We start from the raw sequence: 25047 nt of genomic DNA, 5'->3' as shown, positions 1-25047 counted from the left end.
ACGTTCGTCAATGCATTGGTAGTCGCAGACAAAGGAATACGGTCGAGCGAGGCTCAAGGGCATTCATTTGTCAGCGAATCCGAGTCTCGCATCAACGAAAGTAGGAATTTTCTAGTAATCGAGTGGGATGGCTCTTGTTGTTTTCGCTCGCCCCGACCAGTCATCAAAAAACAGCACCCATAAAAAAGCCCCTCCGAAGAGGGGCCTTGAGAACCGCGATCAATCGACCCTTATCAGGTCATCTGAATCGTGGTCTGCATGATGGTGCTTTCAGTCGAAATGGTCTTCGCGTTCGCCTGATAGTTACTCTGCGCCTTGATCAGCTCCACCAGTTCGGTGGTCAGGTCAACGTTGGATTCTTCCAGCGCCGAACCGGTAATGTTCCCCAGCGTACCCGACTCCGGCGCACCGGTAACCGGGATGCCCGAAGCGTAGGTTTCACGCCACATGGTGCCGCCTGCCGGAGACAGCCCCTGCACGTTGGCGAAGGTAGTCAGCGCTACCTGGCCGATGGTGCGCGATTCGCCGTTGGTGTAAGTGGCGAACAGGTTACCGGTGGCATCCACGCTCATGGCACTGATCTGGCCGGTGTAGTTACCGTCCTGAGTCTTGGCGATCGCACCGCCTGCCGCGTTGGTCTGGGTGGTCGCCAGCATGTCCAGCTTCATCCCGCCGGTTGCCGCCGAAGCGCCGTTGGCAGCCCAGGTGGTGGACGAGCCGATGGTCTTGCTCTGACCTGGAACCCAGTTGGCAATGGTGAAAGTGCCGTCAGCGTTCACCGCCACGTTGGCCGTGGAGGTCGGCGCTGGCGAGGTCACCAGGTTACCCGACGAGTCGAACGTCAGATTGGTGGTGTCTGGCGTGGTCTTGGTCGGATCGTTGACGCTGCGGCCGTCGACCAGGGTGTACATGTCCCAGGTATTGAGTCCCGTCTTCCGGAAATACTGGTCGAGGGTGTGCTCGTTACCCTGGCTGTCGTAAATCTTGGTGCTGTAGGTCAGGTCGTAGGTTTCGACTTTTTCCGGATCGAACGCAGCGGCACTGTTGATCTCCTTGGACGAGTCCAGGTTGGAGCTGATGGTGATGCTGCTGGTCGCCTTCGGCGGCATGTTCGAAGTGTCGACCTTGAGGTTGGTCAGCACGCCGGTTTTCACGTTGCCGTTGGCATCAACGCCAAAACCCTGGAGGTTGTTGCCGTTGGTGTCGATGATGTTGCCGGCGGTGTCGGTGTGGAAGTTACCGGCACGGGTGTACAGCTTCTCGCCGCTGTTGCTGACCATGAAGAAGCCGTTGCCGTTGATCGCCAGGTCCAGGTCACGACCGGTGCCGGTGGTCAGGGCACCCTGGGTGAAGTTCTGGGTGACCGCTGCGGTGGTCACACCGCTGCCGACGTTGGTGCCGCCGGACGTGCCACGAATGGATTGCGCGTACTGGTCGGCGAATTCCGCACGGGACGACTTGAAGCCGACAGTCGCGACGTTGGCAATGTTGTTGCCAGTGACGTCGAGACTTTTATTTGCTGCGTAGAGCCCACTCAGACCGATGTTGAAAGACATGTATCACTCCTGCGCCGTCGAGTCGGCTCTAGATTCCGATTTGCTGAACTTTGGACAAGGCGATGTTTTCGCCGTTGGCCAGATTGAGAGTCATGGCAGCGCCTGCCGAGCCCATGGTGACGCTCGTCACCGTCGCGGGCAGATAGGTCGTAAGACCGGTGTTGGTACCGTCCAGACTGCCCGTCGCCTTGAAGGTGTAGTTACCTGTCGCGAGGGGCTGGCCCGCCTCGTCCGTGCCGTCCCAGGTAAAGCTGGCTTTGCCGGCCGACTGTTCACCCAGATCGAGGGTGCGAACGACCGTGCCGGTGCTGTCAGAAATCTCGACGCTGGTGATGGTGCTGGTGGAAGGCAGCACCACTTGGCCGGTCATGCCTTTGCTGGTGTCGACGTTGGTCGAACTGCTGTCGGCGATCACCGAGCGGCCAACCAGCGAAGATGCCTGCAGGGCCTGGGAAGACTGGTACATGCCGCCGATGGCGTCGACCGAGGTGCTCAGGTTCTGCATGGTTTCCAGGCTGCTGAACTGAGCCAACTGGGCCACGAACTCGCTGTTGTCCTGTGGATCGAGCGGGTTCTGGTTCTGCATCTGGGTCACCAGCAGTTGCAGGAACGAATCCTTGCCCAGCGTGCTGGCACCGGTGGCGCTGTCGCCGGTCTTGCCGGAGGTGGCACCCTGTAGCGACTTGAGGTAGTCGCTCGTGGTGTCGTTGCTGACGGTAGTCATTGCGTTCGCCCCTTATCACTGACCCAGGGTCAGGACCTTCTGCATCATTGTTTTAGCGGTATTCATGATTTCCGCGTTGGTCTGGAACGAACGGCTGGCCGAGATCATGTCCGCCATCTCGTTGACGACGTTGACGTTCGGGTAATAGACGTAACCGTTCTTGTCGGCGGCCGGGTGGTTTGGCTCGTAACGTGCTTCCAGGTTGGAAGCATCTTCGACGATGCCGGAAACCTGAACGCCGGTGCCGGCCTGCCCCTGATCTTCGAACAGCGACGCGCTGCCGCCGGATTCCTGCCCCTGAAACACCGTGGCGAATACCGGGTGGCGGGCGCGATAGGTCTTGTCCAGGCTGGAGGACACGGTTTCGGCGTTGGCGATGTTACTGGCGACGGTGTTCAGGCGAGTGTTCTGAGCACTCATGCCACTACCGGCAATATTGAAAACACTGGATAGAGACATGAATTACTCTCCGCGCAAGGCTGCTACCAGCCCTTTGAACTTACTGTTAAGCAACGTGAAACTGGCCTGAAAGCCAATGGCGTTCTCGGCGTAGTTGGCGTTTTCGACTTGAGCGTCGACGGTGTTCTGGTCCAGCGATGGCTGCGACGGCGTGCGATACAGCAGACTCGCGTCGCCATCGCTCATGCCTTCAGCTTCGATGTGATGGCTGTTGGTGACGTTCAGGGCAAATGTGCCTTTGGTGGCCTTATCGTTTTCAGCGGCCAGCACCTTGGAAAAATCCAGGTCGCGCGCCTTGTAGTTAGGCGTGTCGGCGTTGGTGATGTTGTTGGCCAGCACTTCGGCACGTTGAGCGCGGAAGTTCAGCGCTTTCTCGTGAATGCCCAGTGCCTTGTCGAAGCTGATGCTCATGTCGGGAAACCTTTACCGGTTGACCAGATGTTCGTGAGCAAGAGATAGCAAGTGGCGTGCCACTTTCAGAAACACCCGTATTCCGTGGCTTTCAAGCGGGTACGGCAGAGGTGATGCCAGAAAAGCGGCAAGTGATTTCCGCTGGCGGTGAGGAAAGCGGCAAGAGGGGTGTCGTTTTTTTGCCGCTGTGGCGGGGATTGCTGTTATGGCGTTGAGACCGGGAACCCATCCGATACCTGGGGTGGCACTGATTTTTTGGTTCGGCCTAACGGCCGAACTGTTTCGCCTCCGGCGAGTTACTTGAAAGCCGGAATGCCGTACCAACCCCAAGTAACTCGCCGAAGGCGAAACAGGCCTGGCGTTAGCCAGACCCCATCAGCGCCATCACCGAGACAGGCGATACACGCAGACACCAGCGCCACCAAAAATCTAAAACCCAAAAAAAGAAAAACCCCGCCAAAGCGGGGCTCTCAAAAAACAGGACGACCCGACTCACTTGGCCTGATAAATGATCCCGGGACTGCACTGCACCATCTGATAATGATCCGGCAACCCGTTCAACGCCTCCGAAGCACCGAGGAACAAATACCCTCCCGGCTTCAACGTCGAATGAATGCGCAGAAGAATGTCCTTCTTCACATCCGCCGAAAAATAGATCAGCACGTTGCGACAGAACACAATGTCAAACTTGCCCAGCGCCGCGTAACTGTCCAGCAGATTGAACGAACGAAACTCCACACGGCTCTTGATCGGCGCCTTCACCGTCCAGCGCCCTGGCGTCTTCTGATCGAAATAACGCTGCAGGCGTTCCGGCGACAGACCGCGACCAATCGCCAGACTGTCGTACTCACCGGTCTTGCAATTGTTCAGCATGCTGCCTGACAGATCCGTCGCCACGATCTGCGCCCCGGCCTTCAACTGGCCAGGATTACTGCGCTCGAACTCGTCGATCGACATCGACAGCGAATACGGTTCCTGACCCGACGAACAGGCCGCCGACCAGATACGCGGACGCAAGCCGGGGCTGGCCTTGATCTGCTCGGGCAAAACCTTGTTCTTCAGCACTTCGAAGGGATAGGTATCACGAAACCACAGCGTTTCGTTGGTGGTCATGGCATCCACCACCTGCTCGCGCAGACCGCTGCGTGGCTGGGTCTGAATGCGCTGGATCAACTCGCCCAACGACTTGATGCCCTGTTGTTCCATCAGCTTGTTCAGGCGGCTGGAGACCAGGTATTGCTTGTTTTCACCCAGCAAAATGCCACAGGCTTTTTCCAGGAAGACCCGGAACTGTTCAAAATCCAAATTACCTGTAGACATGCCGCCTCTCAAATCATGTGAACAGCAAGGAGGGATCACCCCTCCTCAACTGATATCTGCCGCCTTGATACGATCTACCACTCTAGCTGCTAGATCGTCGGGCCGAAACTTTGCCAGGAAATCATCGGCACCTACTTTCTTCACCATCGCCTGGTTGAAGACGCCGGACAGCGAAGTATGCAAGATGATGTGCAGCTTCTGCATGCGTGGATCACTGCGGATCTCGGCCGTCAGTGTGTAGCCGTCCATCTCCGGCATTTCAATGTCGGAAATCATCATCAGGAACTCTTCTTCGGGCTTCTTGCCCTCGTCCACCAGCTTGCGCAGAAACTCCAGCGCCTGACGACCGTCATTCAACGCCGTGACTTCGACACCCACGGTTTGCAGGCAGCGGGTCACTTGCTTGCGCGCCACCGATGAGTCATCGACGGTCAGCACCCGTAAGGACAATGCTTTGTGCGCCACTTCTTCGGTCACAACGCCTGCAGAAATATTTTCCGAAACCGGCGCCACTTCGGCGAGGATTTTCTCCACGTCGATGATTTCCACCAACTGGTTGTCGATCCGCGTCACTGCCGTCAGGTAATGATCGCGGCCGGTTCCCTTGGGTGGCGGATGAATGTCTTCCCAGTTCATGTTCACGATGCGCTCGACCGAGTGCACCAGGAAACCCTGAATCTTGGTGTTGTATTCGGTAATGATCACGAACGCATTGTCGATGTTGCCCAGCTTCGCCGACCCCGTTGCCATCGCCAGATCAAGGATGGGAATGGTCCCACCCCGAATACTTGCCACTCCGCGCACAATCGGACTGGATTTGGGCATGTGGGTAAGTTTTGGGCACTGAAGCACCTCTTTTACCTTGAACACGTTGATCCCATACAACTGCTTGCCGTCCAGACGGAACAACAACAGTTCAAGGCGGTTCTGCCCTACCAGTTGAGTGCGCTGGTTCACTGAATCCAAAACACCAGCCATGCCCCACTCCTTCCCAAAACGACCAATTGCGCACTGCCAAATCGGCAAGCGGCACGGGCCTTGCTATTTACCTGTCATGAACACACAAACGACAGTATCTCGACGCCTGACCTCCGCAACCCGCCACTTTCTCAGCGCGGTGGTTGCGGTGTGTCTGCTTGGCACCGCCGGGCTGAGCCGGGCGGAGAATGTAACCCTGCCTGAACAACTTATCGGCGTCACCCAGGGCTTTCTTGAATTCACCGTGGAAGACTATCTGGCTACTAGCCAAACCCAGGGCCGCTACGAAATAGAAGTCAAACAGCTCGACCCTCGGTTGCGCATGCCTCACTGCGACAAGGATTTGACAGCCTCTCTGGAAAGCCCCGCTCAGCCCATCGGCCGGGTCACCGTCAAGATTCGTTGCGAAAGCAGCTCCCCATGGACGGTGTTCGTGCCCGCCCAGGTACATCTGTTTCGCAACGTGGTGACCGTGGTGCGCCCGATGAAGCGCGACGCCATTGTCTCGGAAGGCGATATCGCCATGCGCGAGCGTGACGTAGGGCTGCTGGGGCAGGGTTTTCTCGATTCGCTGGATCAGGCGGTCGGACAAAAGGTTGTCCGACCAACGGTCATCGATCAAATACTGACGCCGGTGCACCTCCAGCAACCGGAAATGGTCCGCAAGGGCGATCAGGTGGTTATCAATGCCCGCAGTGGCTCGATGAGCGTGCGCATGCCGGGCGAGGCCTTGTCGGACGGTGGTTTCAACGAGCAAATCCGGGTCAAGAACCTCAATTCCAAACGCGTGATCAAGGCCAACATCGTCGCCCCCGGGCAGGTCGAGGTGCCTATGTAACCGGTATTGACCTCTGGCGCTGCGCTTGCGCTTTTTCTACACTCGGAACCCAAATGCCCTGTGCGAAGTCCATTCGAGACTGTTTTCGCACTGGCCCTAAAGTTATTCCGGGTTTGGCCGAAACCAAGGCAAGCGTCCAAGAACCCAGAGGTTTTCAATCATGGTCATCGACTTCAGTCGTTTGAATAGCTCCACTACCGTTGGAGGTACGTCACGTACCGCCAGCACCAAGGAATCTGGCAAAACCGAAGCCCCGGCGACGGTAAGCACTTCCGAAAATGTAAGCGGTAGCGGTGAGAAGGTACATTTGAGCAGCGAAGCTCAACAGTTGCAGAAGATCACTGATTCGTTGCGGGATCAGCCCGTCGTCAACAGCAGCCGTGTGGCTGAGTTGAAACAGGCTATCGCCGACGGCAGTTACAAGGTCGACAGCAACCGTGTTGCTAACAAACTGCTTAATTTCGAAGCCCAGCGCTAGCCCCCGGTCCGCGCAGGGGCTTCTGGACGCTTGAAACCCAGGGCATGCGATGCAAGACACTACTTTGCTTCAACTGATCACGGACGATATTGCGCCGACCCAGCATCTGCTGGAGATCCTGAAGGCCGAGTCATTGGCGCTTCACGGTCGCAATATGGTCGAAATGGAACACATCCTGGCGCAGAAACAGGCGTTGGTGATCGTGCTCGAACAGCACGGACGCAGACGCAGCCAGCTGATGACAAGTCTCGGCTTGCCCGCCAATCGCGCGGGCCTCGAAGAAGTGGCCAGACATTCATCGGTCGGTGAAGCGTTGTTGAAAGCGGGCGACGAGCTGAGTGCGCTGATGGCCGAATGTCAGGCCGCCAACGAGCAGAATGGCAGTTTGATTCAGCTCCAGCAGCTGACCACGGCACAGCAACTCAGGATTCTCAACGGTGGCGATACGCCGACGCTGTATGACAGCCGAGGATCGACTGCCGGCAAGATGAGACCACGTCCGCTCAGCCAGGCGTAAGTTCTTGTATCAAGGCGTGCAACATGATGGCAATATGCCTCGCGCCGCACGCTGTCGTTTTTTGCCTGGAGATGGATAAACCGTGAATGCCTCAAGCGCGGAAGATGTTCCGCAGCCCCCGAAGGTACTTACTACGCCTTTGGAAATTGCCGCCAACATGCGGTTGCTGATGGAAAGCCATGATCCTCTGATCATCACTTTTCATGAGCGCAGTCAGCGCTTCCAGAGCTATGTCATTGATGTCGATCGCGATACCCACGAGATCGCGCTGGACGAAATGATCCCCCGCGACGGCGAACGCTTCCTGGCCAATGGCGAAGCTTTCCGCGTCGAAGGCTTCCACGACGGCGTGCGCATCGCCTGGGAAGTCAAGGCGCCGATGACCATCATCGAGGACCCGCACTGCTATCGTGGTCCGCTGCCTGAAGAAGTCGTCTATCACCAGCGTCGCAACGCATTTCGCGCGGCGCTGAAGCTGGCATCTCTGGTGGACATCGAGATCGGTGGCGACAGACTCAAGTCGCCGCTGCGCGGCAAGCTGCTGGACATCTCTGCCACGGGTTGCAAACTGCGTTTCGAGGGCGACGTCTCCGAGCGTATGCAACTGGGCCAGGTCTACGAGCGCTTCATCGCCTCCCTGCCCTTCGGCAACATGACCACGTCGGTCGAACTGCGCTATCTGCATTTCGAAGAGAAGATCAACACCACCTTTGCCGGCGTGCGCTTCCACAACATCAGTGGACTGGTGCAGCGTCAGGTCGAGCGTTTCGTCTATCAACTGCAACGCGAAGCGCGCCGCTTCGATAAAGACGACGACTTCTGATCCGTCGTGCAGTGATCGATATCCAGTAACAAAACGGCTTGCCGGCGGAAGGGTCCTTGAGACCGCTACCGCCGGCAAGCCGTTTTGCTATAGACAGCCAATCTTCACAACGGTCGGTCCACGCCCACGTCCCGCGATGCATCCAGTGACGCATCCGGCCGGGCATCCTGTGGGTCGGTGCTGACATCGACGTCCACGATCGCCACCGGCCTCACGACACCCTCCCCTGACGGCACCACACGTTCCGGCTGGTCGGCATCCGCCGGGGCGTCGCCCTCGGTCGGCGCGTGCGCGTCCGGCTCCGTCGCAGTCTGCATCTGGTCCTGCACCACTTGCTCATCGACACGCGGGTCGAGGGCCACGACCAGAGGTGAGCTGGACATGCTGTCGGGCATGGCGATGTGATGCAGCGGGGCATCCTCGACCTGGTGCAGATTGGTGACGGCTTTCGGACGAATCCGCAGCACCAGGATCAGCGCCGTGAAGCACACGAACGCATAAAGCATGTTGCTGCCGAACTGCTTCATCAGCACACCAGAAACCAACGGCCCGATACTGGCGCCCACGCCGTAGGTCATCAGCAACATCGCTGTCAGCGAAACCCGCCGTTCGCCTTCGACGTGGTCGTTGGAAAACGCGACGGCCAGCGGATACAGCGAGAACTGCAGCAACGAAGCGACGAACCCCACGGCAAACAGCACTTCCAGTGGCACTTCGGGGAAGATCGCCAGCGGCAATGCCGCCAGCACCAGCAACCCCGCGACACCACGAATCAGCCAGGCCCGGTCATAGCGGTCGGACAGCTTGCCCAAGGGGCCCTGTACCAGCAAACCGGCGCCAATGCAGCAAGCCATGAACAGACCGACGTGTTCGGTCGACAGCCCCTGCTGGGCTGCATACAGCGGCGCCAGACCGTAGAAAGAGCCAATGATCAATCCGGCACTGAGGACCGTCGTCAGCGACTGCGGCACACGGCGCATGAAGAACAACGGCTCCAGCGGCGCAGGGCGCATCGGTGCGGGGTGAATGCTGCGAGTCATTGCCACTGGCACCAGGCACAGGGTGAAGCACATCGCAACCAGCATCAGCAGCTCAGGCCCCAACTGCGGATGGATCACCAGAATCAACTGACCCAGCACCAGCCCCATGTACGAAGCGATCATATAGCCGCTGAACACCAGCCCTCGCTGTTTGGGCGAGGCCTGCTCGTTGAGCCAGCTTTCGATGACCATGTACTGACACATCATCCCCAGGCCGACGATCATCCGCAGGAAGATCCACGCCGGCAGGTAGTCGATCAGTCCATGCCCCAGCACCGCCGCGCCGACGATCCCGGCGCACGTGGCATAGGCGCGAATGTGCCCCACTCGCCCGATCAGCCGGTGACCGATCTTGCCCCCCAGCGCCAGGCCCACGTAGTTGGCAGCCATCAGCGCACCGACCCACAGGCCATCGACCTGATCGGCTGCAAGACGCAATGCAAGGTAAGTACTCAGAAGGCCTGAGCCGATCAACATCATCAGCGAGGCAAAATACAGCGCTCGAAAAGACTTCCAGATTTGGCGCATCGGCTTTCCAAAAACGGAAATCCTCACTCACGGAGGATTTCCGAACCACGGTTCTTAAGCCTGGGTGGCCAGAACGCGGCGTTCCCAGGGAGTAATTTCATTGAAGAAACTGGTCAGTTCCAGCGTCTTCGATGCAATGTAGCCTTCGATGAATTCGGCACCAAACAGTTCCTTGGCCAACTGGCTGCGTTTCAGACGCTCCAGCGCGGCGTGCAAGGTACATGGCAGCGAAAGATTATCCGGAACGACAAACTCCCCCTGAATCGGCGCCGACGGTTCGAGCTGTTGCTCTATCCCGCGCAACCCGGCTGCAAGACTCGCTGCAATGGCCAGATAAGGGTTGGCGTCTGCACCTGGCAAGCGGTTTTCCACACGTCGTGCGACCGGCGCGCTGGCCGGAATTCGCAGGCCTGCCGCACGGTTGTCGTAAGACCAGCACGCGTTGTTCGGCGAGGCGAAAGGATGACACAAACGCTGGTAGGAATTGACGTTAGGTGCGAACAAGGCCGTGAAATCTGCCATCGCCGCCTGCTGCCCGCCAATGAAGTGATGGAACGCGGCAGTGGCTTCGCCCTGGGCGTCGCTGAAGATGTTGTCCCCCGTCACCGTGTCGACCACGCTCTGATGAATGTGCATCGAGCTGCCCGGCGTGTGGGCCAGCGGTTTTGCCATGCACACCACTGTCAGACCATGCTTGAGTCCGACTTCCTTGAGCATGTGCTTGAACAGGAAGGTCTGGTCCGCCAGCACCAGCGGATCGCCGTGCAGCAGGTTGATCTCGAACTGACTGACGCCCATCTCATGCATGAAGGTATCGCGGGGCAAGCCCAGCGCCGCCATGCATTTGTTCACTTCGCTGAAGAACGGACGCAGGCCGTTGTTGGAGCTGACACTGAACGCCGACTGGCCATCCTCGCGACGACCATCGAGACCCAGCGGCGGTTTGAATGGCTGATTGGGATCGTTGTTCGGGGCGAAGACGAAGAATTCGAGTTCGGTGGCGACCACCGGCGACCAGCCGTGGCTCGCATAACGGGCGATGACCGATTTGAGCTGGCCACGGGTGGACAGGTTAGAAGGCTCGCCATCCAGTTCATCGGCGTCGCAGATCGCCAGCGCTCGTGGCTCTTCACTCCAGGGCAGGCGGTGGATCTGTCGGGGATCGGCAATCAATGCCAGATCGCCGTCATCGCTGCCGTAAAACTTCGCGGGGGGGTAACCGCCCATGATGCATTGCAGCAGCACACCCCGTGCCAGCTGCAAACGACGGCCTTCGAGGAAGCCCTCGCCCGTCATGACCTTTCCCCGTGGCACGCCGTTCAGATCCGGGGTGACGCATTCAATTTCATCAATGCCCATCAATCGCTGCGCGAGTGAATTGTGGCCATCGCTACTCATGACTCAGTCCTTTAATTGTTGTGCAGGCCGCCGCGCGGCAAGGCGTACAAAATAAGCATCAGGCGTTCGGAATTTCAAGCAAAGTCGGCAAAAGCCTGCTCTTTGAATGCACGCGACGAATTGGCCGACTTCTTGCTATTTCCCCGTATTCGTCGAGCGAACGCCATTTTCATGACAAAGGCCCAGAGGGTCACGCCACATGGACATGCCAGACGCCTCGCAGCCATAGCCCATACAGAGCGCAGCCTTCATGAGCAAAACAACTCCCGTCACCCGGCCCCTGCTCGCGCCGCTCGAAGAGTTCATACCCTATCTCGAGCAGATCTGGGAAAGCCGGCAGTTGACCAATGGAGGCCCGTTTCACCAGCAGTTCGAACAGGAGCTTGCCGAGTACCTGGGCGTCGAGCATCTGTCGCTGTTCGCCAACGGAACCCTGGCGCTGGTGACCGCATTGCAAGCGTTGCGCATCACTGGCGAAGTGATTACCACGCCCTACTCGTTCGTCGCCACTGCCCACTCGCTGCTGTGGAATGGCCTCAAGCCGGTGTTCGTCGACATTGATCCATACACCTACAACCTGGACCCGGTGCGCATAGAAGAGGCCATCACGCCAGCGACCACGGCCATCATGCCGGTGCATTGCTACGGCAGGCCGTGCGATGTGGACGCGATTCAGCGACTCGCTGATCGCTACGGCCTGAAAGTCATCTATGACGCTGCCCATGCTTTCGGCGTGCGTGAACGAGGGCAGAGCATTCTGCGTCACGGCGATTTGTCAGTGATGAGTTTTCACGCCACCAAGGTGTTCAACACCTTCGAGGGCGGCGCCATCGTCTGCCCGGATGCCAAGACCAAACAACGCATCGATTACCTGAAGAACTTCGGTTTCGCCGATGAAGTGACCGTGGTAGCCCCCGGAATCAACGGCAAGATGAGCGAAATCAACGCCGCGTTCGGCGTTCTGCAGCTCAAACACATCGACGCCGCGCTGGCCCGTCGCAAACAACTGGACGCCATTTACCGCGAGGCCCTGAGCAATATCGAAGGGATTGCCATCGCCTGGCCGGAGCGTGAAGGCCACAACTATTCGTACTTCCCCATCCTGGTCAATCCTGAGTTCCCGCTGACCCGAGACGAGCTGTTCGAACGCTTTCGTGCCAGCGACATTCTGGTCCGTCGGTATTTCTACCCGTTGATTTCAGCGTTTCCGATGTACCGGGGACTGGATTCGGCGCGGCCGGAAAAACTGCCGATTGCCGACAGCGTCTCCAGCCGGATCCTCTGCCTGCCAATTTTCGACAGCCTGACCCATGAAGAAATCACCCACGTCCTGGACATCATCGTCCAGGCCGCGAACGGAGCCCATTAATGCGTAGCTGTCCGGTCTGTTCGTCCGAGTTCGCGAACTTCCTGCCCCTGACGTCCCATTACTTCGAGATGCTCAACGAGTTGAACGTCAGCTACTCACTCGAAGATTTCGAAACCCTCAACACCGGGCAATATGCTTGCCCCCGTTGTGGTTCATCCGACCGGGACCGACTGTACGCCCTGTTCGTGCGGACGTTTCTGGCGCGACCGGCGAACAGACCGCTGCGCATTCTGGACATCGCACCGGCGCCGATACTGTCCCGGTTTCTGAAGTCCATCGCCGACATCGAATACCGTTCCGCCGACCTGTTCTCGCCCCTGGCCGACGACATCGTCGACATCATGGACATGAACATCTACGCCGATAACGCCTTCGACTTCATCGTGTGTTCCCACGTGCTCGAGCACGTACCGGACGACCGCAAGGCCATCGCCGAGCTGTTCCGCGTGCTGGACAACAACGGCGTGGCGATTCTGATGGTGCCGATCCTGCTGACCGCCCAGGTCACCGACGAGGACCCGGACGAGACCGACGTCAATGTGCGCTGGGCGCGATTCGGCCAGGACGATCACATCCGCATGTACGCCAAGCACGACTATATGTCGCGCATTCGCGAAGGCGGTTTCGAACTGCTCGAACTCGATTCGCGCTCCTTTGGCGATGGCACATTCCGGCAACACGGCATCACCGATCAAAGCGTTCTTTACATCGGCACAAAGTAGTCTGTGGACAATAAGGGGTCGTCGACAATGGGCCGTTCAAACGAATTGAATGAAGGTTTTCGCGCACTCGGCGAGAACGTCAAGATCTATCCCGGCGCCAAACTCTACGGACGGGAATTCATCAGCATCGGATCGAACGTCATCATTGACGATTTCGTGTTCATCTATGCCACCGCGCCGCTGTACATCGGCAGCTATGTGCATATTTCGTCGTTCTGCTCGATCAGCGGCGGAGGCGCCGTCGTGCTGGAAGACTTTTCGGGCCTGGCGTCCGGGGTTCGCGTGGTGTGCGGCAGCGACGACTTCCTGGGAGAAAGCCTGACCAACCCGACGGTCCCGGCTGAATATCGCAATACCAAACGCTCCTTCGTGCATGTGGGACGTCACGCCATCGTTGGCGCCAACGCCGTCATTCTGCCGGGCGTCACCATCGGTGAAGGGTGTGCGGTGGGCGCAGGATCGGTGGTCAGTAAATCGCTGGAACCCTGGGGCATCTGCGCAGGCCAGCCCGCCAGAAGAATCAGGACACGTCCCCATGAGGTCATTCTGGAAAGCGAGCGAGCCCTGACCCGCGACGGGCTTTTCCAGCCCATGCCCGCCTCTTCACTCGACGACGCTTTGCAGACTTCGCGCTCGTGAATCAATCATCAGGCATCGAAATGAATTCTCGCCGTTTGGTCAGTATCGCCATCCCCGCTTACAAGCCCGACTTCTTCGAAGCAGCGCTGCACAGTGCGTTCAGTCAGACACACGACGACATCGAAATCGTGATCTGCGACGACTGCAAGGACGACGCGATGTATCGCATCGTCGAACGCCTGCGCCCCGACAGCCCGTGGCCCATCCGTTATTTTCGCAACGAGACGGCCCTCGGCGAGACAAAGAACGTCGCCCGCTGCATCCGTGAAGCCCGGGGCGAGTACATCAAGTTTCTCTACGACGACGACCTGCTCCATCCCGAATGTGTGAGTTCGCTGTTCGAGCTGCTGGACGGTCATCCGGACATCACACTCGCCAGCTCTCGCCGCCGGTGGGTGAACGAGCAGGGAGAAGCGCAACCGGACAACTGGGCGACCACCTTCCCGTTCGCCCATGACGTGATTTTTTCGGGCGTGGAACTGGTGTCGTTTCTGGGGCAGTTCCCGATCAACTTCGTCGGCGAGCCGAGCTGTGTGATGGTTCGTCGTTCTGACGTGGCAGCGTTCGGCGACGACCTCATGGCGCTCAACGGCACGTCCATCACCTGGGTGGGCGACCTGGCGATCTACGTCAAGCTGCTGCGCAAGGGCAATCTGGCGATGCGTGCTGCGCCGCTGTCATACTTCCGCGTTTCGAGCGTCCAGTACAGCGCCGACGGGCGTAACACACCCAACCTTGGCGATCAGGCGCAACGGGTGTTCTGCCAGCGGCTGACAGAACTGGGCTGGACACAAAGCCTGGATCAATACCGGCTGCTTAAAATGGCGACGCTGGAAAGTCGCGACACCTTCATGGAAGTCGATTTGCTGCCGTACTTCACCAACAGCCTGCCCCCGGAGAGATTCGGTCTTGGGGTGACCAACTGGCTGAGCCGACGCACGATCAACCCGCACCAGAAGCGATTGATCGAGGACCGGATCCAGCACACCAGCGCAGGTTCTTCGCTGTTGCTAGTAATCATCGACGACGCCCGTCACCCGCAAAAAATCGACGTGACGCTGCACAGCATCATGGCCCATCAGACGCTGTCTGCCGGGCTTAAGGTAGTGGTGCTTTCCAGTCGTCACCACCCGGCTACCTTAGCCGGTAGCGTTCACTTGCAATGGCACACCCACGCCCCGGAACTTGAGGTCCAGGCGCTTAATCATTGTCTGGAGCGACACGACTGCGACTGGTTCATGATCGCTGAAGCGGGCGTCAGCTTCAGCGAACACGGTATGTCGAGGGTTCGGCTCAAGCTTCCCGAACTGCCACGCAGCCCTGCCCTGTTCGCCGATGAACTGTATCGTCTGAGTGAAGGCGGTCACGACCTGGCGATGCGTCCCGACTTCAACCTGGATTACCTGCTCAGCTACCCGGCAGCGATGAGCAGGCACTGGGTCTTCCATCGTCAGACGATCATCGGTATCGGCGGTTTCAATCCCGAAGTCGCACAAGCGATGGAGCTGGATCTGATCCTGCGCCTTGTAGAAAGCGAAGGTGCCGCCGAGCTCTATCATCTGGCCGAGCCGCTACTGGTCTGCGATGCGGTCGAAGGCCAGCGCTGCGATGCGCAAGGCCGCGCCCTGGCTCGGCATTTACAGACCCGTGGCTACGCCGACAGTCAAATCTTCGAAACCGGCGCCGGTCAGTACCAGATTCGCTACAACCATGCCGAGCGGCCACTGGTTTCGATCCTGATCCCGACCAAGGATCAGTTGGGCATTCTCAGCCGATGCGTTGAAAGCGTCCTGGAAAAGACCGCCTACAGCGATTACGAAATCATCATCATCGACAACAACAGCGAAGAACCCGATGCGCTCGAGTGGCTGGCGGGCGTGGAAAGCATGCAAAGCGAAAAAGTGCGCGTGCTGCGTCATCCGTTTCCATTCAACTACTCGGAAATCAACAACACCGCTGCCCGCCATGCCCGGGGCGAATACCTGGTCCTGCTGAACAACGACACGGCAGTCCTGCATGAGGACTGGCTCGACAACCTGCTCAACCATGCCCTGAGGCCGGAAGTCGGCATCGTCGGCGCCAAGCTCTACTACCCGGACGGCGCAATTCAGCATGCCGGAGTGGTGATGGGGATCGACGCGCCCGCGCTGCACGTCTTTCTCGGCGCGCCGCAGAACAGTCCTGGCTACATGCAGCGTCTGCTCGTTGATCAGGACTACAGCGTGGTGACCGCCGCCTGCCTGATGATTCGCAAATCGCTGTACGAACAGGTCGGGGGGCTGGACGAGGTCAACTTCAAGGTCTCGTTCAACGATGTCGACCTGTGCCTGAAGGTTCGCGAGTCCGGCTATCTGGTGGTGTGGACGCCCCATGTGCAGCTGTTGCACGAATCCAGCGTCAGTCAGGTCCAGACCGACAAGACCGCCCACGAACGAAAAGTCGCGCGCTTCCGCAGCGAGCAACTGGCGATGTACCGCAAGTGGCTGCCCGTCATGGCGCACGACCCGGCCTATAACCCGAATCTTGCGCTGACAGGCAACGGCTTCGAGGTCGAATCCAATGTTGACCTCACGTGGCGGGTGTTGCCGTGGCGTCCTCAATCGCTGGTGCTGGTCCATCGGACACCTCGCTGGAATGACGGTGACACGCGCATCACTACCCCACTCAATGTCATGCGCGAGCAGACGCTGCTGGACGGCGCAATCTCGGCACGCTTGCCCAATATCGCCGAGATCGAACGGCTACGCCCCGAAGCCATCGTTTTTCAGCGCCCCTTTACCCAGGAGGATCTCAACGGCGTCGATCTGATCCAGCAATTGTCGCCGGCCACCCGCATTCTGGATCTGGATCGCCTGCCTCGGGACCACCGCAACGATCCTTTGTTTCTTCGCACGCTGGAGCGTGTCGACCGAGTGGTGGTTGGCACTGCCCGATTGGGCCAGGCGCTGGAGGGCATGCACAGCGATATTCGCGTGGTAGCCGACTACCTTCCTGCGCCGTGGCGACATGTGCAGGCAGAGCGGCGGCGCGGCAAAAAGATGCGCGTCGGCTGGCGCGGGGATCATGACGGGCTGGATCTTGAGTTGCTGGCGCAGATCATGCCGGTGCTGGCAGACGAGGTGGACTTCGTCGTCATGGGCGGGTGCCCGATGCCCCTACGGCCGTTCGTTCGCGATCAGAGGCTTCAGGTCGAAGCGTCCCGCCGTCCTGACGCCGTGGCGGCGATGAATCTGGATCTGGCGTTGCTGCCACTGCGCAACAATGCGCTGGAGGACTGCCAGAGCGTCTTGAGACTGCTGGAGTATGGCGCGTGTGGCTTCCCGGTGATCTGCAGCACACAGGCCTGTGATAACGAAACGCTCCCTGTCACCCGGCTAAACAATGTGGCGCAGACGTGGATCGATACGATCCGCGAGCAGATTGCCAATGTTCGCACCCTGGAGCAGCAGGGCGACGCCCTTCAGCGCGAAGTGCAGACCCGCTGGATGCTGGACGAAGGCAATCTGCAAATCTGGCGTGATGCCTGGCTTGGGTAAGAGCCGGGTTGGTGTCAGTCGTTTTCTCGGGGCATAGCCGCCAATCGGTACTGCCCCGGACTCTCGCCCGTCCATTTCTTGAATGCCCGGTGAAACGCACTAGGCTCCTGAAACCCCACCCACGCTGCAATGTCCACCACACTCATGTCGGTTTCCCGCAATTTCTGCTGAGCAATCCCCCGCCGCACGTCGTCCTTGATGCCCTGAAACGCACAACCCTCGCGCTCCAGCCTGCGTCGAAAGGTGGTCGGGCTCAGCTTCAGTTCGTCGGCCATTTCCAGCAATGTCGGCCAGTGCCCGTAATGACTGTTGCGCAGACGCTGATAAACCTGCGCCGCAAGGCCGCGCTGATTGCGGAAGCGAATGACCAGCCACTGCGGGGCCGTGCGCAGGAAGGATTTGAGTGATGGCAACGACTGCACCACCGGTAGACGCAGGTAATGGCTGGAAAACTCGATTTCGGTTTTCTGCGCGCCAAAGCTCAGGTTGAATCCCCACAACAGCGAGTCGTCACTGAGGCGCTGGCGGGATTGGCGAAACTGTGCGCGATCGATGGTGATGCGCCGCCCGCCCAACCAGCACAGCAGACTGATCATCAAGAGCAGAAAGGTCTCTTCGCCGAAGCGTCGTTTGGTCGGGTCGCCGGCGTGGGTCTCCACCGAAATGATCGCTCGTTGACCGCGCACGATCAGGCTTGCGCGAAAGTCTCGCAAAAACAGCCCGAAGTTGGCCAGACACTGACGCAAGGCTTTTTCCAGGTTCGGTTCCTGAATCAGCCCCCGACAGATCAGCGCAAAACTTCCCAGAGGCATGCCGTGAGAGTCCAGGCCGAAGAATTCGTCCTCGAGCTCCTTGATCTGAATCAACCACAACGCGGCGAACGCACTGGCGGGCACGCGCGCGGTCGGGTCGTCCAGCAGCGCCATGTCGATCCCGGCCGCTTGCAGCACCGATTGCAGACGCAACGGCTGGTCGCGCAATGCATGCACCATCAACTGGACGAAGTAGATCGACACCGAATCCTTTTCCCGCATACCCGCGTTTCCTTTTCTCTTTGCGTTGCCGAACGACCGCATGCTGAATATCTGTAGCCGTCCGGCTTGCCGGCGGTGGCCAACCTGATGACGGCGCCGCCGGCCAGCCGGACTGCTACAGGCATGTTATGTCCAGATGGCACTGAACGACGCTGATGGTAAAGAACGCCAGTCGATCTGGACAGTTTTGGCATAGGCCCGCTGCAAACGTCGATCTAGACTTGCCCGCAACCAGTACCTGACTGAAATGCCGTTTGTCAGGGGCCCTCACAATAAATTCAACAGGTTTCAGGAGTCGACATGAGCAATACCGAAGTTTTCGTCGTCAGCGCACTGCGTACCGCCATCGGTGGATTCGGCGGTTCTCTCAAGGACGTTTCTCCTATCGAACTGGGCACCCAGGTCAGCCGCGCTGCGATCGCAGGTTCCGGTCTGGCGGCCGAGCATATCGGCCATGTGGTGATGGGGCATGTCATACCCACCGAAGTGCGCGACGCTTACCTGTCTCGCGTCATCGCCCTGGAAGCCGGTCTGACCAAGGAAACCCCGGCCATGAACGTCAATCGCCTGTGCGGCTCGGGCCTGCAGGCCATCGTCTCCGCCGCGCAATCACTGATGCTCGGCGATGCCGGTGCCGTGCTGGCCGGTGGCGCAGAGTCCATGAGCCGTGGGGCTTACATCATGCCTCAGGCGCGCTGGGGCGCGCGCATGGGCAACGTGCAGGCTTATGACTACATGCTCGGTGCCTTGCACGACCCATTCGCCAATATCCACATGGGTATCACCGCCGAGAACATCGCCGAGAACTACGGCATCACCCGTGCGGATCAGGACGCGCTGGCACTGACCAGCCAGCAACGTGCAGCACGCGCCATCGCTGAAGGACGTTTCGAGGGCCAGATCGTGCCCATCGAAATCGCGACCCGAAAAGGCACCGTGACGTTCGCTCAGGATGAGCACGTGCGGGGCGACGTCACCGCCGAACAACTGGAAAAAATGAAGACCGCGTTCAAGAAGGACGGCACTGTCACCGCGGGCAACGCGTCCGGTCTGAACGACGGCGCCGCAGCGCTGGTCATGGCCAATGGCGACATGGTCCGCGAACATGGCCTCAAGCCTATGGCTCGACTGGTGGCTTACGCACATGCGGGTGTCGAGCCTTCGATGATGGGCCTGGGCCCGATTCCCGCCAGTCGCAAAGTCCTGGAGCGTGCGGGTCTGACCGTCGCCGATCTGGACGTCATCGAATCCAACGAGGCCTTTGCCGCACAAGCCTGCGCCGTGGCCCGCGAACTGGGCTTGGATCCCGAGAAGGTGAATCCGAACGGTTCGGGTATTTCCTTGGGCCACCCGGTCGGCGCGACCGGCGCAATCATCGCCACCAAAGCGATTCATGAACTGCACCGCATTGGCGGTCGTTATGCGCTGGTGACGATGTGCATCGGTGGCGGCCAAGGCATCGCCGTTATCTTCGAACGCGTGTAAAAGGGGCGCCTTCCATGACCATGCAACACATTGCCGTGATCGGCGCAGGCACCATGGGCAACGGCATCGCGCAGGTCTGCGCCATCGCCGGATTCGACGTGACCTTACTGGACATCAACGACGCTGCGCTGGAGCGGGGTCTGGCCACCGTGCGCAAGAACCTTGAGCGGCAGGTGAACAAGCAGACGCTGACGGTCGACCTTGCCGAAGAGGCGCTGGGCCGGATTCGCTGCATCACCGACTATGCATTGCTCAATGATCCGCAGGTCGTCGTCGAAGCGGCAACCGAAAACCTGGACCTGAAGCTGCGCCTGCTCAAACAGATCGCCGCGAACGTGGGTGCCGATTGCGTGATCGCCTCTAACACCTCGTCGCTGTCGATCACCCAACTGGCGGCCAGTGTCGACAGCCCTGAGCGCTTCATCGGCCTGCACTTCTTCAACCCGGTACCGATGATGGGATTGATCGAAGTCATTCGAGGCCTGCAAACCGCGGATGAGACCCACGTCGTCGCGATAAAGCTCGCCGAGCGGCTGAACAAGACCGCAATTACCGCCGGCAACCGCCCGGGCTTCGTGGTCAACCGGATTCTGGTGCCGATGATCAACGAAGCGATTCTGGTCCTGCAGGAAGGCCTGGCGACCGCGCAGGATATCGACGACGGCATGCGCCTTGGTTGCAATCAGCCGATCGGCCCGCTTGCTCTGGCCGATCTGATTGGCCTGGATACCCTGCTGGCCATCGTCGAGGCCTTCCATGAGGGCTTCAACGACAGCAAATACCGCCCTGCCCCGCTGCTCAAGGAAATGGTCGCGGCAGGGTATCTGGGTCGCAAGAGCGGTCGCGGGTTCTTCGGCTACAACTGAGTCGACTTGCGCCTGTAGGAGCGCGCTTGCCCGCGGTGACCCAGAGCGACAGATGTGTGCCGGATGTACCGGCCATTCTCGGGCAAGCGGGCTCCTACACTGTTCGTCGCGCCGAAAAAAAACCGCAACCCTCACAGGTTGCGGTTTTTTTTTTTTCATGCAGCGATCAATGGGAAAACAGCGAATTGCCCACCTTGCCGGCCATCTTCTCCGGTTTGATCAGGAAGCGTGCCAGCGCGGGCAGCAGCCACAAGGCGCCGAACATGTTCCACAACAACATGAATGTCAGCATCAGGCCCATGTCCGCCTGAAACTTGATCGCGGAGAAGATCCAGGTGCACACGCCAATCGCCAGGCACAGGCCGGTGAACAGCACCGCCTTGCCGGTGGACTTAAGCGTTTCGTAATAAGCCTCCTGCAACGGCAGCCCCGCGCGCAGGAAGCTTTCCAGGCGGCTGTAGATGTAGATCCCGTAATCGACGCCAATCCCCACGCCCAACGCCACCACCGGTAGGGTCGCCACTTTGACGCCGATCCCCATGAACGCCATCAGCGCGTTGCCCAGCACTGAAGTCAATACCAACGGCAGGACGATACACAAGGTGGCTGCCCACGAACGGAAGGTGATCATGCACATCACCGCCACGCAGACATACACCAGAATCAGAATGGTCAACTCCGCCTGCTTGATGACCTCGTTGGTGGCCGCCTCGATCCCTGCGTTGCCCGCTGCCAGCAGGAACTCCAGGCCTTCCTTGTTGTGGGTGGTGGCGAACTCCTGCACGGCATGCACCGCACGATCCAGGGTTTCAGCCTTGTGATCGTTGAGGAAAATCAGCAGCGGCGCCAGAGAGCAAGTGTTGTTGTACAGGCCGTCGGCACGGGAGATCGAGCTGTTGAGGACATCCTTGTTGCGCGACAGCGACTCCCATTTCAGGTTGCCCTCGTTCATGCCCTTGATCACCTGCTTGGACACCGTGACCAGCGATACCGCCGATTGCACGCCCGGCGTGTTCTCCATCTTCCACGACAATTCATTGATGGCGGACAGCGTCTGATAGGCTGAACAGCCTTCAGCCGGGGTCTTGACCATCACCACCAATACATCGGAACTGGTGGAGTAGTTGTTGATGATGAAGTTGTTGTCCTGGTTGTAACGCGAATCCGGACGCAGCTCCGGTGCACCCTGATCAAGATCGCCGATCTTCAGGTTATGGCCGTACCAGAGCCCCCCCATCAGCGCGAGCAGGGCGAGCACGACCGAAACCCGTGCGACCTTCGGTGCCGCGAAATTCGACAGCAGCCGCCAGAACGGGTGTTCACGTACAGAGTCCTGCTTGCTGCGCACCACCGCTTTTTTGCTGATTCCGACGTAGGAAATCGCGACCGGCAACAGTATCAGGTTGGTGAACACGATCACCGCCACGCCAATGGACGCGCCGATGGCCAGTTCGCGAATCACGCCGATGTCAATGATCAGCAAGGTGATGAAGCCTACAGCGTCCGCCAGAATCGCGATCATTCCCGGCAGAAACAACTGACGAAACGTCCGGCGCGCCGCAGTCAGAGCGTTTTCGGCGTCACTGGACTGCAGGGCGATGCCGTTGATCTTCTGTACGCCGTGAGAAATGCCGATGGCGAAGATCAGAAAGGGCACCAGCATGGAGTAGGGATCCAGACCGAATCCCACCACATGCATCAGCCCCAGTTGCCAGATCACCGCAATCAACGTCGTGCTCAACACCGCGACGGTGCTGCGCAGGCAACGGGTGAACCACATCAACAGCACCAGGGTGATCAGGAACGCGATGCCGAAAAACATCACTACCATGATCAGGCCATCGATCAGGTCACCGACCTTTTTGGCGAAACCGACAATGTGAATATCGACGTTAGGGTTCTGTGCTTCGTATTTGTCGCGAATCTTCTCTTCGAGCTGGTGGGAGAACTGCCGGTAGTCCAGCGGCAGCAATTTGCCCTGGTCAGTTGGGTCCGGATAGAACTCCTGCAGCGGCACATCGATGATGCTGGACTTGAAGTTGTTGGCGACCAGGCGTCCGACCTGACCTGACTTGAGTACGTTGTTGCGCAGCCTGTCGAGACTCTGCTGTGAGCCATCATAGCTCTGCGGGATCACTTCCCCGCCAGCGAAACCCTCCTCCGTCACCTCGGTCCAGCGCACGCTCGGGCTCCACAGCGACTTGAGCCCGGAACGATCGACGCCAGAGATGTAGAACACCTCATCGTTTATCTGGCGCAGGGTCTCCATGTACTCCCTGGAGAAGATGTCCCCCTGTTTGGCCTCCACCGAAATACGCACGGTGTTGCCCAGATTTGCCAGGTCGTTGCGATGCTCCATCATGTTCTGGATGAAGGGATGCCCTAGGGGAATCATCTTCTCGAAGCTGGTAGAGGGGCGTACCAGGGTGGCTTGCCAAAAGAGGACAATACTGACCAACAGGCAAATACCAATCACCGTCGGACGATTGTTGAAGATCAGTCGTTCGAGCAATGTCGGCTTGTCGTGGTGGTGTTGAAGATTTGTCATGCGAAAGCTTCCTCGCCTGGTAAGTTCTTATTGTTGAGCATCGTCAGCTATTACTGCTGAGCCACATCGGCGCCCGTTGGCGAGGTGATGTGAACGCCACCCTGTCCTACCAGAACCAAATTGCCTTCATCGTCCTCCGTTACGCCAGCCAGCGAGAGGCGGTCAGAACGATTGGAAACCGTAAAGTTCTCGCCGTCATCGCTGCTGCGCATGACGCTGCCGCCGTTCCCTACCAATACGATGGAGTTATCAGGTAACAAGGAGGCGCTGGCGATACTGAACTCCAGAGGACCGCGTTCACCTTGCAGAGCGATAGGCTCCCACGTGCTGCCAAAGTCTGTGGAGCGGAACAGATTGCCGCGCAAACCGTAAGCCAGGAGCGTGTTGGGTTGTGCCGTCCCCACGGCACCGAATAGCGACCCTTGGTAAGGACCATCGAGCTTTTCCCAAGTCTGACCGTCGTCAGCGGAGCGGAACATACTGCCCATTTCACCCACGATGAACAGCCCGGCGTCTTTCACGTAGGTGATCCCGTTAATGTGGTACTGGTCATCGTTATCCAGGCGATCGCCGATGTCTTCCCAATGCTGACCGCCATCGGTGGTTTCCAGCATCGCACCATAGGCGCCTACGGCAATGCCGGTGGAAAGATCCTTGAACCAGACATCCAGCAGCGGTGCTTCACGCTTGAGGTCCTCGAATTGCCTGGTCCAGGTCGCCCCACCGTCAGTGCTGGCCAGAATCTGTGCGTCATGCCCCACAGCCCAGCCATGCTGGTCATCAACGAAGTACACGGAAGTCAGCAACTGACGGGTAGGCACTTTGGCCTGGGTCCAGTGTTTGCCTTGATCATCGGAATACAGGATGTGGCCACGATCGCCTACGACGACCATGCGTTTGCCAGCACGTGTCACATCGAGCAGCAGACTACGGGAGGCTTTGGCAGATTCGAGCGCGAATCCTGCTGACTCGCCGGTGTTGGCGGGCGCATCGACTGGCGAGGTTTCCGCAGCCCGTACGGCGCCACAGACACTCATGGAGATCAACACGGACAGCACAACGCTCAGAGGCTTGCTCATGGGGCGCGTTCTTGAGTTGTCAGTGCTCTGAATGAGCGCGGAACGAGTGCGCCGAATGACTGGCTCACGCATGAAGCTTCCCCTTCCTTTATTTTTATTAGGTTCTCGGGCAGGCCAGTGCTACGACCGCGAGCGCTCTAGCCTGCGTGCGGCGTGGCCTTACCAAAGCGACCTCATCCTATCCAGCTTTGGAAACGTATGACAATCGACATGACGTTATCTTTTGTTAAGCAACGCGTCGGTGATTGAAGCGTTATCACCAGGATTGATTGGCAACTGTAGCGGCTGGGGTAGGCTGTCGGACGACATACAAGCAAAAGCCATCAATGATGGACTGAGCTCAGAAATGATGGTGTTGGCGGAAGGCGGTGAGTTTTGCGCGCGCAAAAACAAAACCCCATCTGCTTTCGCAGATGGGGTTTCGGAATTTAATCTTGACGATGACCTACTCTCACATGGGGAAACCCCACACTACCATCGGCGATGCATCGTTTCACTACTGAGTTCGGGATGGGATCAGGTGGTTCCAACGCTCTATGGTCGTCAAGAAATTCGGGTACTGACTCGTGACCTTGCGGCCTCGCTTCAGCAAATCGGGTATGTGATCAGGTCTGTCTGTCTCGCAAACTTTCGGTGAAGGTCATCTTCACAGTCACCGCAATCTGTGCTCGTCGAGTCGCAGATTGCTTGGGTGTTATA

21 protein-coding genes and 1 rRNA gene are annotated in these 25047 nt (G+C 58.8%); 10 read left to right on the top strand and 12 right to left on the bottom strand.

Annotated features, from left to right (window positions below):
• Positions 1–233 precede the first annotated feature (233 nt).
• From flgE to D3M70_RS12015, 6 genes are all read right to left on the bottom strand, one after another.
• Positions 234–1556, bottom strand: coding sequence for a flagellar hook protein FlgE (gene flgE / locus D3M70_RS12040; RefSeq protein WP_120125988.1), 1323 nt, complete (start codon positions 1554–1556; stop codon positions 234–236).
• 28 nt (positions 1557–1584) lie between these two features.
• The gene (locus tag D3M70_RS12035) at positions 1585–2280 is read right to left on the bottom strand and encodes a flagellar hook assembly protein FlgD (RefSeq protein WP_120125987.1); all 696 of its coding nucleotides are present in this window, start codon (positions 2278–2280) and stop codon (positions 1585–1587) included.
• Between the two features lie 15 nt (positions 2281–2295).
• Positions 2296–2739, bottom strand: a complete 444-nt coding sequence (flgC, locus tag D3M70_RS12030; RefSeq protein ID WP_081568811.1) for a flagellar basal body rod protein FlgC — start codon at positions 2737–2739, stop codon at positions 2296–2298.
• 3 nt (positions 2740–2742) lie between these two features.
• Positions 2743–3150, bottom strand: coding sequence for a flagellar basal body rod protein FlgB (flgB, locus tag D3M70_RS12025; protein ID WP_120125986.1), 408 nt, complete (start codon positions 3148–3150; stop codon positions 2743–2745).
• 492 nt (positions 3151–3642) lie between these two features.
• Positions 3643–4470 carry a protein-glutamate O-methyltransferase CheR gene (cheR, locus tag D3M70_RS12020; RefSeq protein ID WP_120125985.1) on the bottom strand — a complete coding sequence of 276 codons (828 nt, stop codon included), beginning with the start codon at positions 4468–4470 and terminating at the stop codon, positions 3643–3645.
• A 45-nt stretch (positions 4471–4515) separates the two neighbouring features.
• Positions 4516–5448 carry a chemotaxis protein CheV gene (locus D3M70_RS12015; RefSeq protein ID WP_120125984.1) on the bottom strand — a complete coding sequence of 311 codons (933 nt, stop codon included), beginning with the start codon at positions 5446–5448 and terminating at the stop codon, positions 4516–4518.
• A 76-nt stretch (positions 5449–5524) separates the two neighbouring features.
• On the opposite strand from D3M70_RS12015, the gene flgA reads away from it, so the two are divergent.
• The 4 genes from flgA (at position 5525) to D3M70_RS11995 (ending at position 8104) form a co-directional block, all read left to right on the top strand.
• Positions 5525–6286, top strand: coding sequence for a flagellar basal body P-ring formation chaperone FlgA (gene flgA / locus D3M70_RS12010; protein ID WP_120125983.1), 762 nt, complete (start codon positions 5525–5527; stop codon positions 6284–6286).
• Positions 6287–6446: 160 nt separating this feature from the next.
• On the top strand, positions 6447–6764 hold the full coding sequence (gene flgM, locus D3M70_RS12005) for a flagellar biosynthesis anti-sigma factor FlgM (RefSeq protein WP_120125982.1): 318 nt from the start codon (positions 6447–6449) through the stop codon (positions 6762–6764).
• A gap of 49 nt (positions 6765–6813) precedes the next feature.
• The gene (locus D3M70_RS12000) at positions 6814–7281 is read left to right on the top strand and encodes a flagella synthesis protein FlgN (protein ID WP_120125981.1); all 468 of its coding nucleotides are present in this window, start codon (positions 6814–6816) and stop codon (positions 7279–7281) included.
• A gap of 82 nt (positions 7282–7363) precedes the next feature.
• Entirely contained in the window at positions 7364–8104 is a 741-nt protein-coding gene (locus D3M70_RS11995) for a flagellar brake protein (protein ID WP_120125980.1), read from the top strand.
• Positions 8105–8208: 104 nt separating this feature from the next.
• Here D3M70_RS11995 and D3M70_RS11990 read toward each other — a convergent pair whose 3' ends face one another.
• Together D3M70_RS11990 and D3M70_RS11985 are read right to left on the bottom strand one after the other, a co-directional pair.
• Complete coding sequence (locus D3M70_RS11990) at positions 8209–9672, bottom strand: MFS transporter (protein WP_120125979.1); 1464 nt, start codon at positions 9670–9672, stop codon at positions 8209–8211.
• Between the two features lie 54 nt (positions 9673–9726).
• Positions 9727–10968, bottom strand: a complete 1242-nt coding sequence (locus D3M70_RS11985; protein WP_177418411.1) for a glutamine synthetase family protein — start codon at positions 10966–10968, stop codon at positions 9727–9729.
• Positions 10969–11320: 352 nt separating this feature from the next.
• On the opposite strand from D3M70_RS11985, the gene vioA reads away from it, so the two are divergent.
• From vioA to D3M70_RS11965, 4 genes are read left to right on the top strand one after another with little or no spacing between them, the layout of a single operon-like run.
• Positions 11321–12439: a dTDP-4-amino-4,6-dideoxy-D-glucose aminotransferase VioA gene (vioA, locus tag D3M70_RS11980; RefSeq protein WP_120125977.1), complete on the top strand. Its 1119-nt coding sequence runs from the start codon at positions 11321–11323 to the stop codon at positions 12437–12439.
• Positions 12439–13161, top strand: a complete 723-nt coding sequence (locus D3M70_RS11975) for a methyltransferase domain-containing protein (RefSeq protein WP_120125976.1) — start codon at positions 12439–12441, stop codon at positions 13159–13161. Before vioA ends, D3M70_RS11975 begins: the two co-directional genes overlap by 1 nt.
• A gap of 27 nt (positions 13162–13188) precedes the next feature.
• Positions 13189–13800 carry a DapH/DapD/GlmU-related protein gene (locus D3M70_RS11970; RefSeq protein WP_120125975.1) on the top strand — a complete coding sequence of 204 codons (612 nt, stop codon included), beginning with the start codon at positions 13189–13191 and terminating at the stop codon, positions 13798–13800.
• A 20-nt stretch (positions 13801–13820) separates the two neighbouring features.
• Positions 13821–17336 carry a glycosyltransferase gene (locus D3M70_RS11965; RefSeq protein ID WP_120125974.1) on the top strand — a complete coding sequence of 1172 codons (3516 nt, stop codon included), beginning with the start codon at positions 13821–13823 and terminating at the stop codon, positions 17334–17336.
• A 14-nt stretch (positions 17337–17350) separates the two neighbouring features.
• Here the strand turns inward: D3M70_RS11965 and D3M70_RS11960 are convergent, their stop codons facing one another.
• Positions 17351–18370 carry an AraC family transcriptional regulator gene (locus tag D3M70_RS11960; RefSeq protein WP_120125973.1) on the bottom strand — a complete coding sequence of 340 codons (1020 nt, stop codon included), beginning with the start codon at positions 18368–18370 and terminating at the stop codon, positions 17351–17353.
• Between the two features lie 300 nt (positions 18371–18670).
• Here D3M70_RS11960 and D3M70_RS11955 point away from each other — a divergent pair, with 300 nt between their 5' ends.
• Positions 18671–19855: an acetyl-CoA C-acyltransferase family protein gene (locus tag D3M70_RS11955; RefSeq protein WP_120125972.1), complete on the top strand. Its 1185-nt coding sequence runs from the start codon at positions 18671–18673 to the stop codon at positions 19853–19855.
• Between the two features lie 14 nt (positions 19856–19869).
• Entirely contained in the window at positions 19870–20721 is an 852-nt protein-coding gene (locus tag D3M70_RS11950; RefSeq protein WP_120125971.1) for a 3-hydroxybutyryl-CoA dehydrogenase, read from the top strand.
• Between the two features lie 166 nt (positions 20722–20887).
• Here the strand turns inward: D3M70_RS11950 and D3M70_RS11945 are convergent, their stop codons facing one another.
• The 3 genes from D3M70_RS11945 to rrf all read right to left on the bottom strand — a co-directional run bounded on the left by D3M70_RS11945 (position 20888) and on the right by rrf (position 24896).
• Complete coding sequence (locus D3M70_RS11945) at positions 20888–23269, bottom strand: RND family transporter (RefSeq protein ID WP_120125970.1); 2382 nt, start codon at positions 23267–23269, stop codon at positions 20888–20890.
• Positions 23270–23319: 50 nt separating this feature from the next.
• The gene (locus D3M70_RS11940; RefSeq protein ID WP_120125969.1) at positions 23320–24420 is read right to left on the bottom strand and encodes a YCF48-related protein; all 1101 of its coding nucleotides are present in this window, start codon (positions 24418–24420) and stop codon (positions 23320–23322) included.
• A gap of 360 nt (positions 24421–24780) precedes the next feature.
• Positions 24781–24896, bottom strand: a 5S ribosomal RNA gene (gene rrf / locus D3M70_RS11935).
• Positions 24897–25047 lie beyond the last annotated feature (151 nt).

The sequence above is a fragment of the Pseudomonas sp. LS-2 genome, assembly GCF_003605735.1.
Lineage (GTDB): Bacteria > Pseudomonadota > Gammaproteobacteria > Pseudomonadales > Pseudomonadaceae > Aquipseudomonas.
The sequence above is the reverse complement of the archived record's forward strand: the minus strand, read 5'-3'. Positions and strand labels throughout refer to the sequence as shown.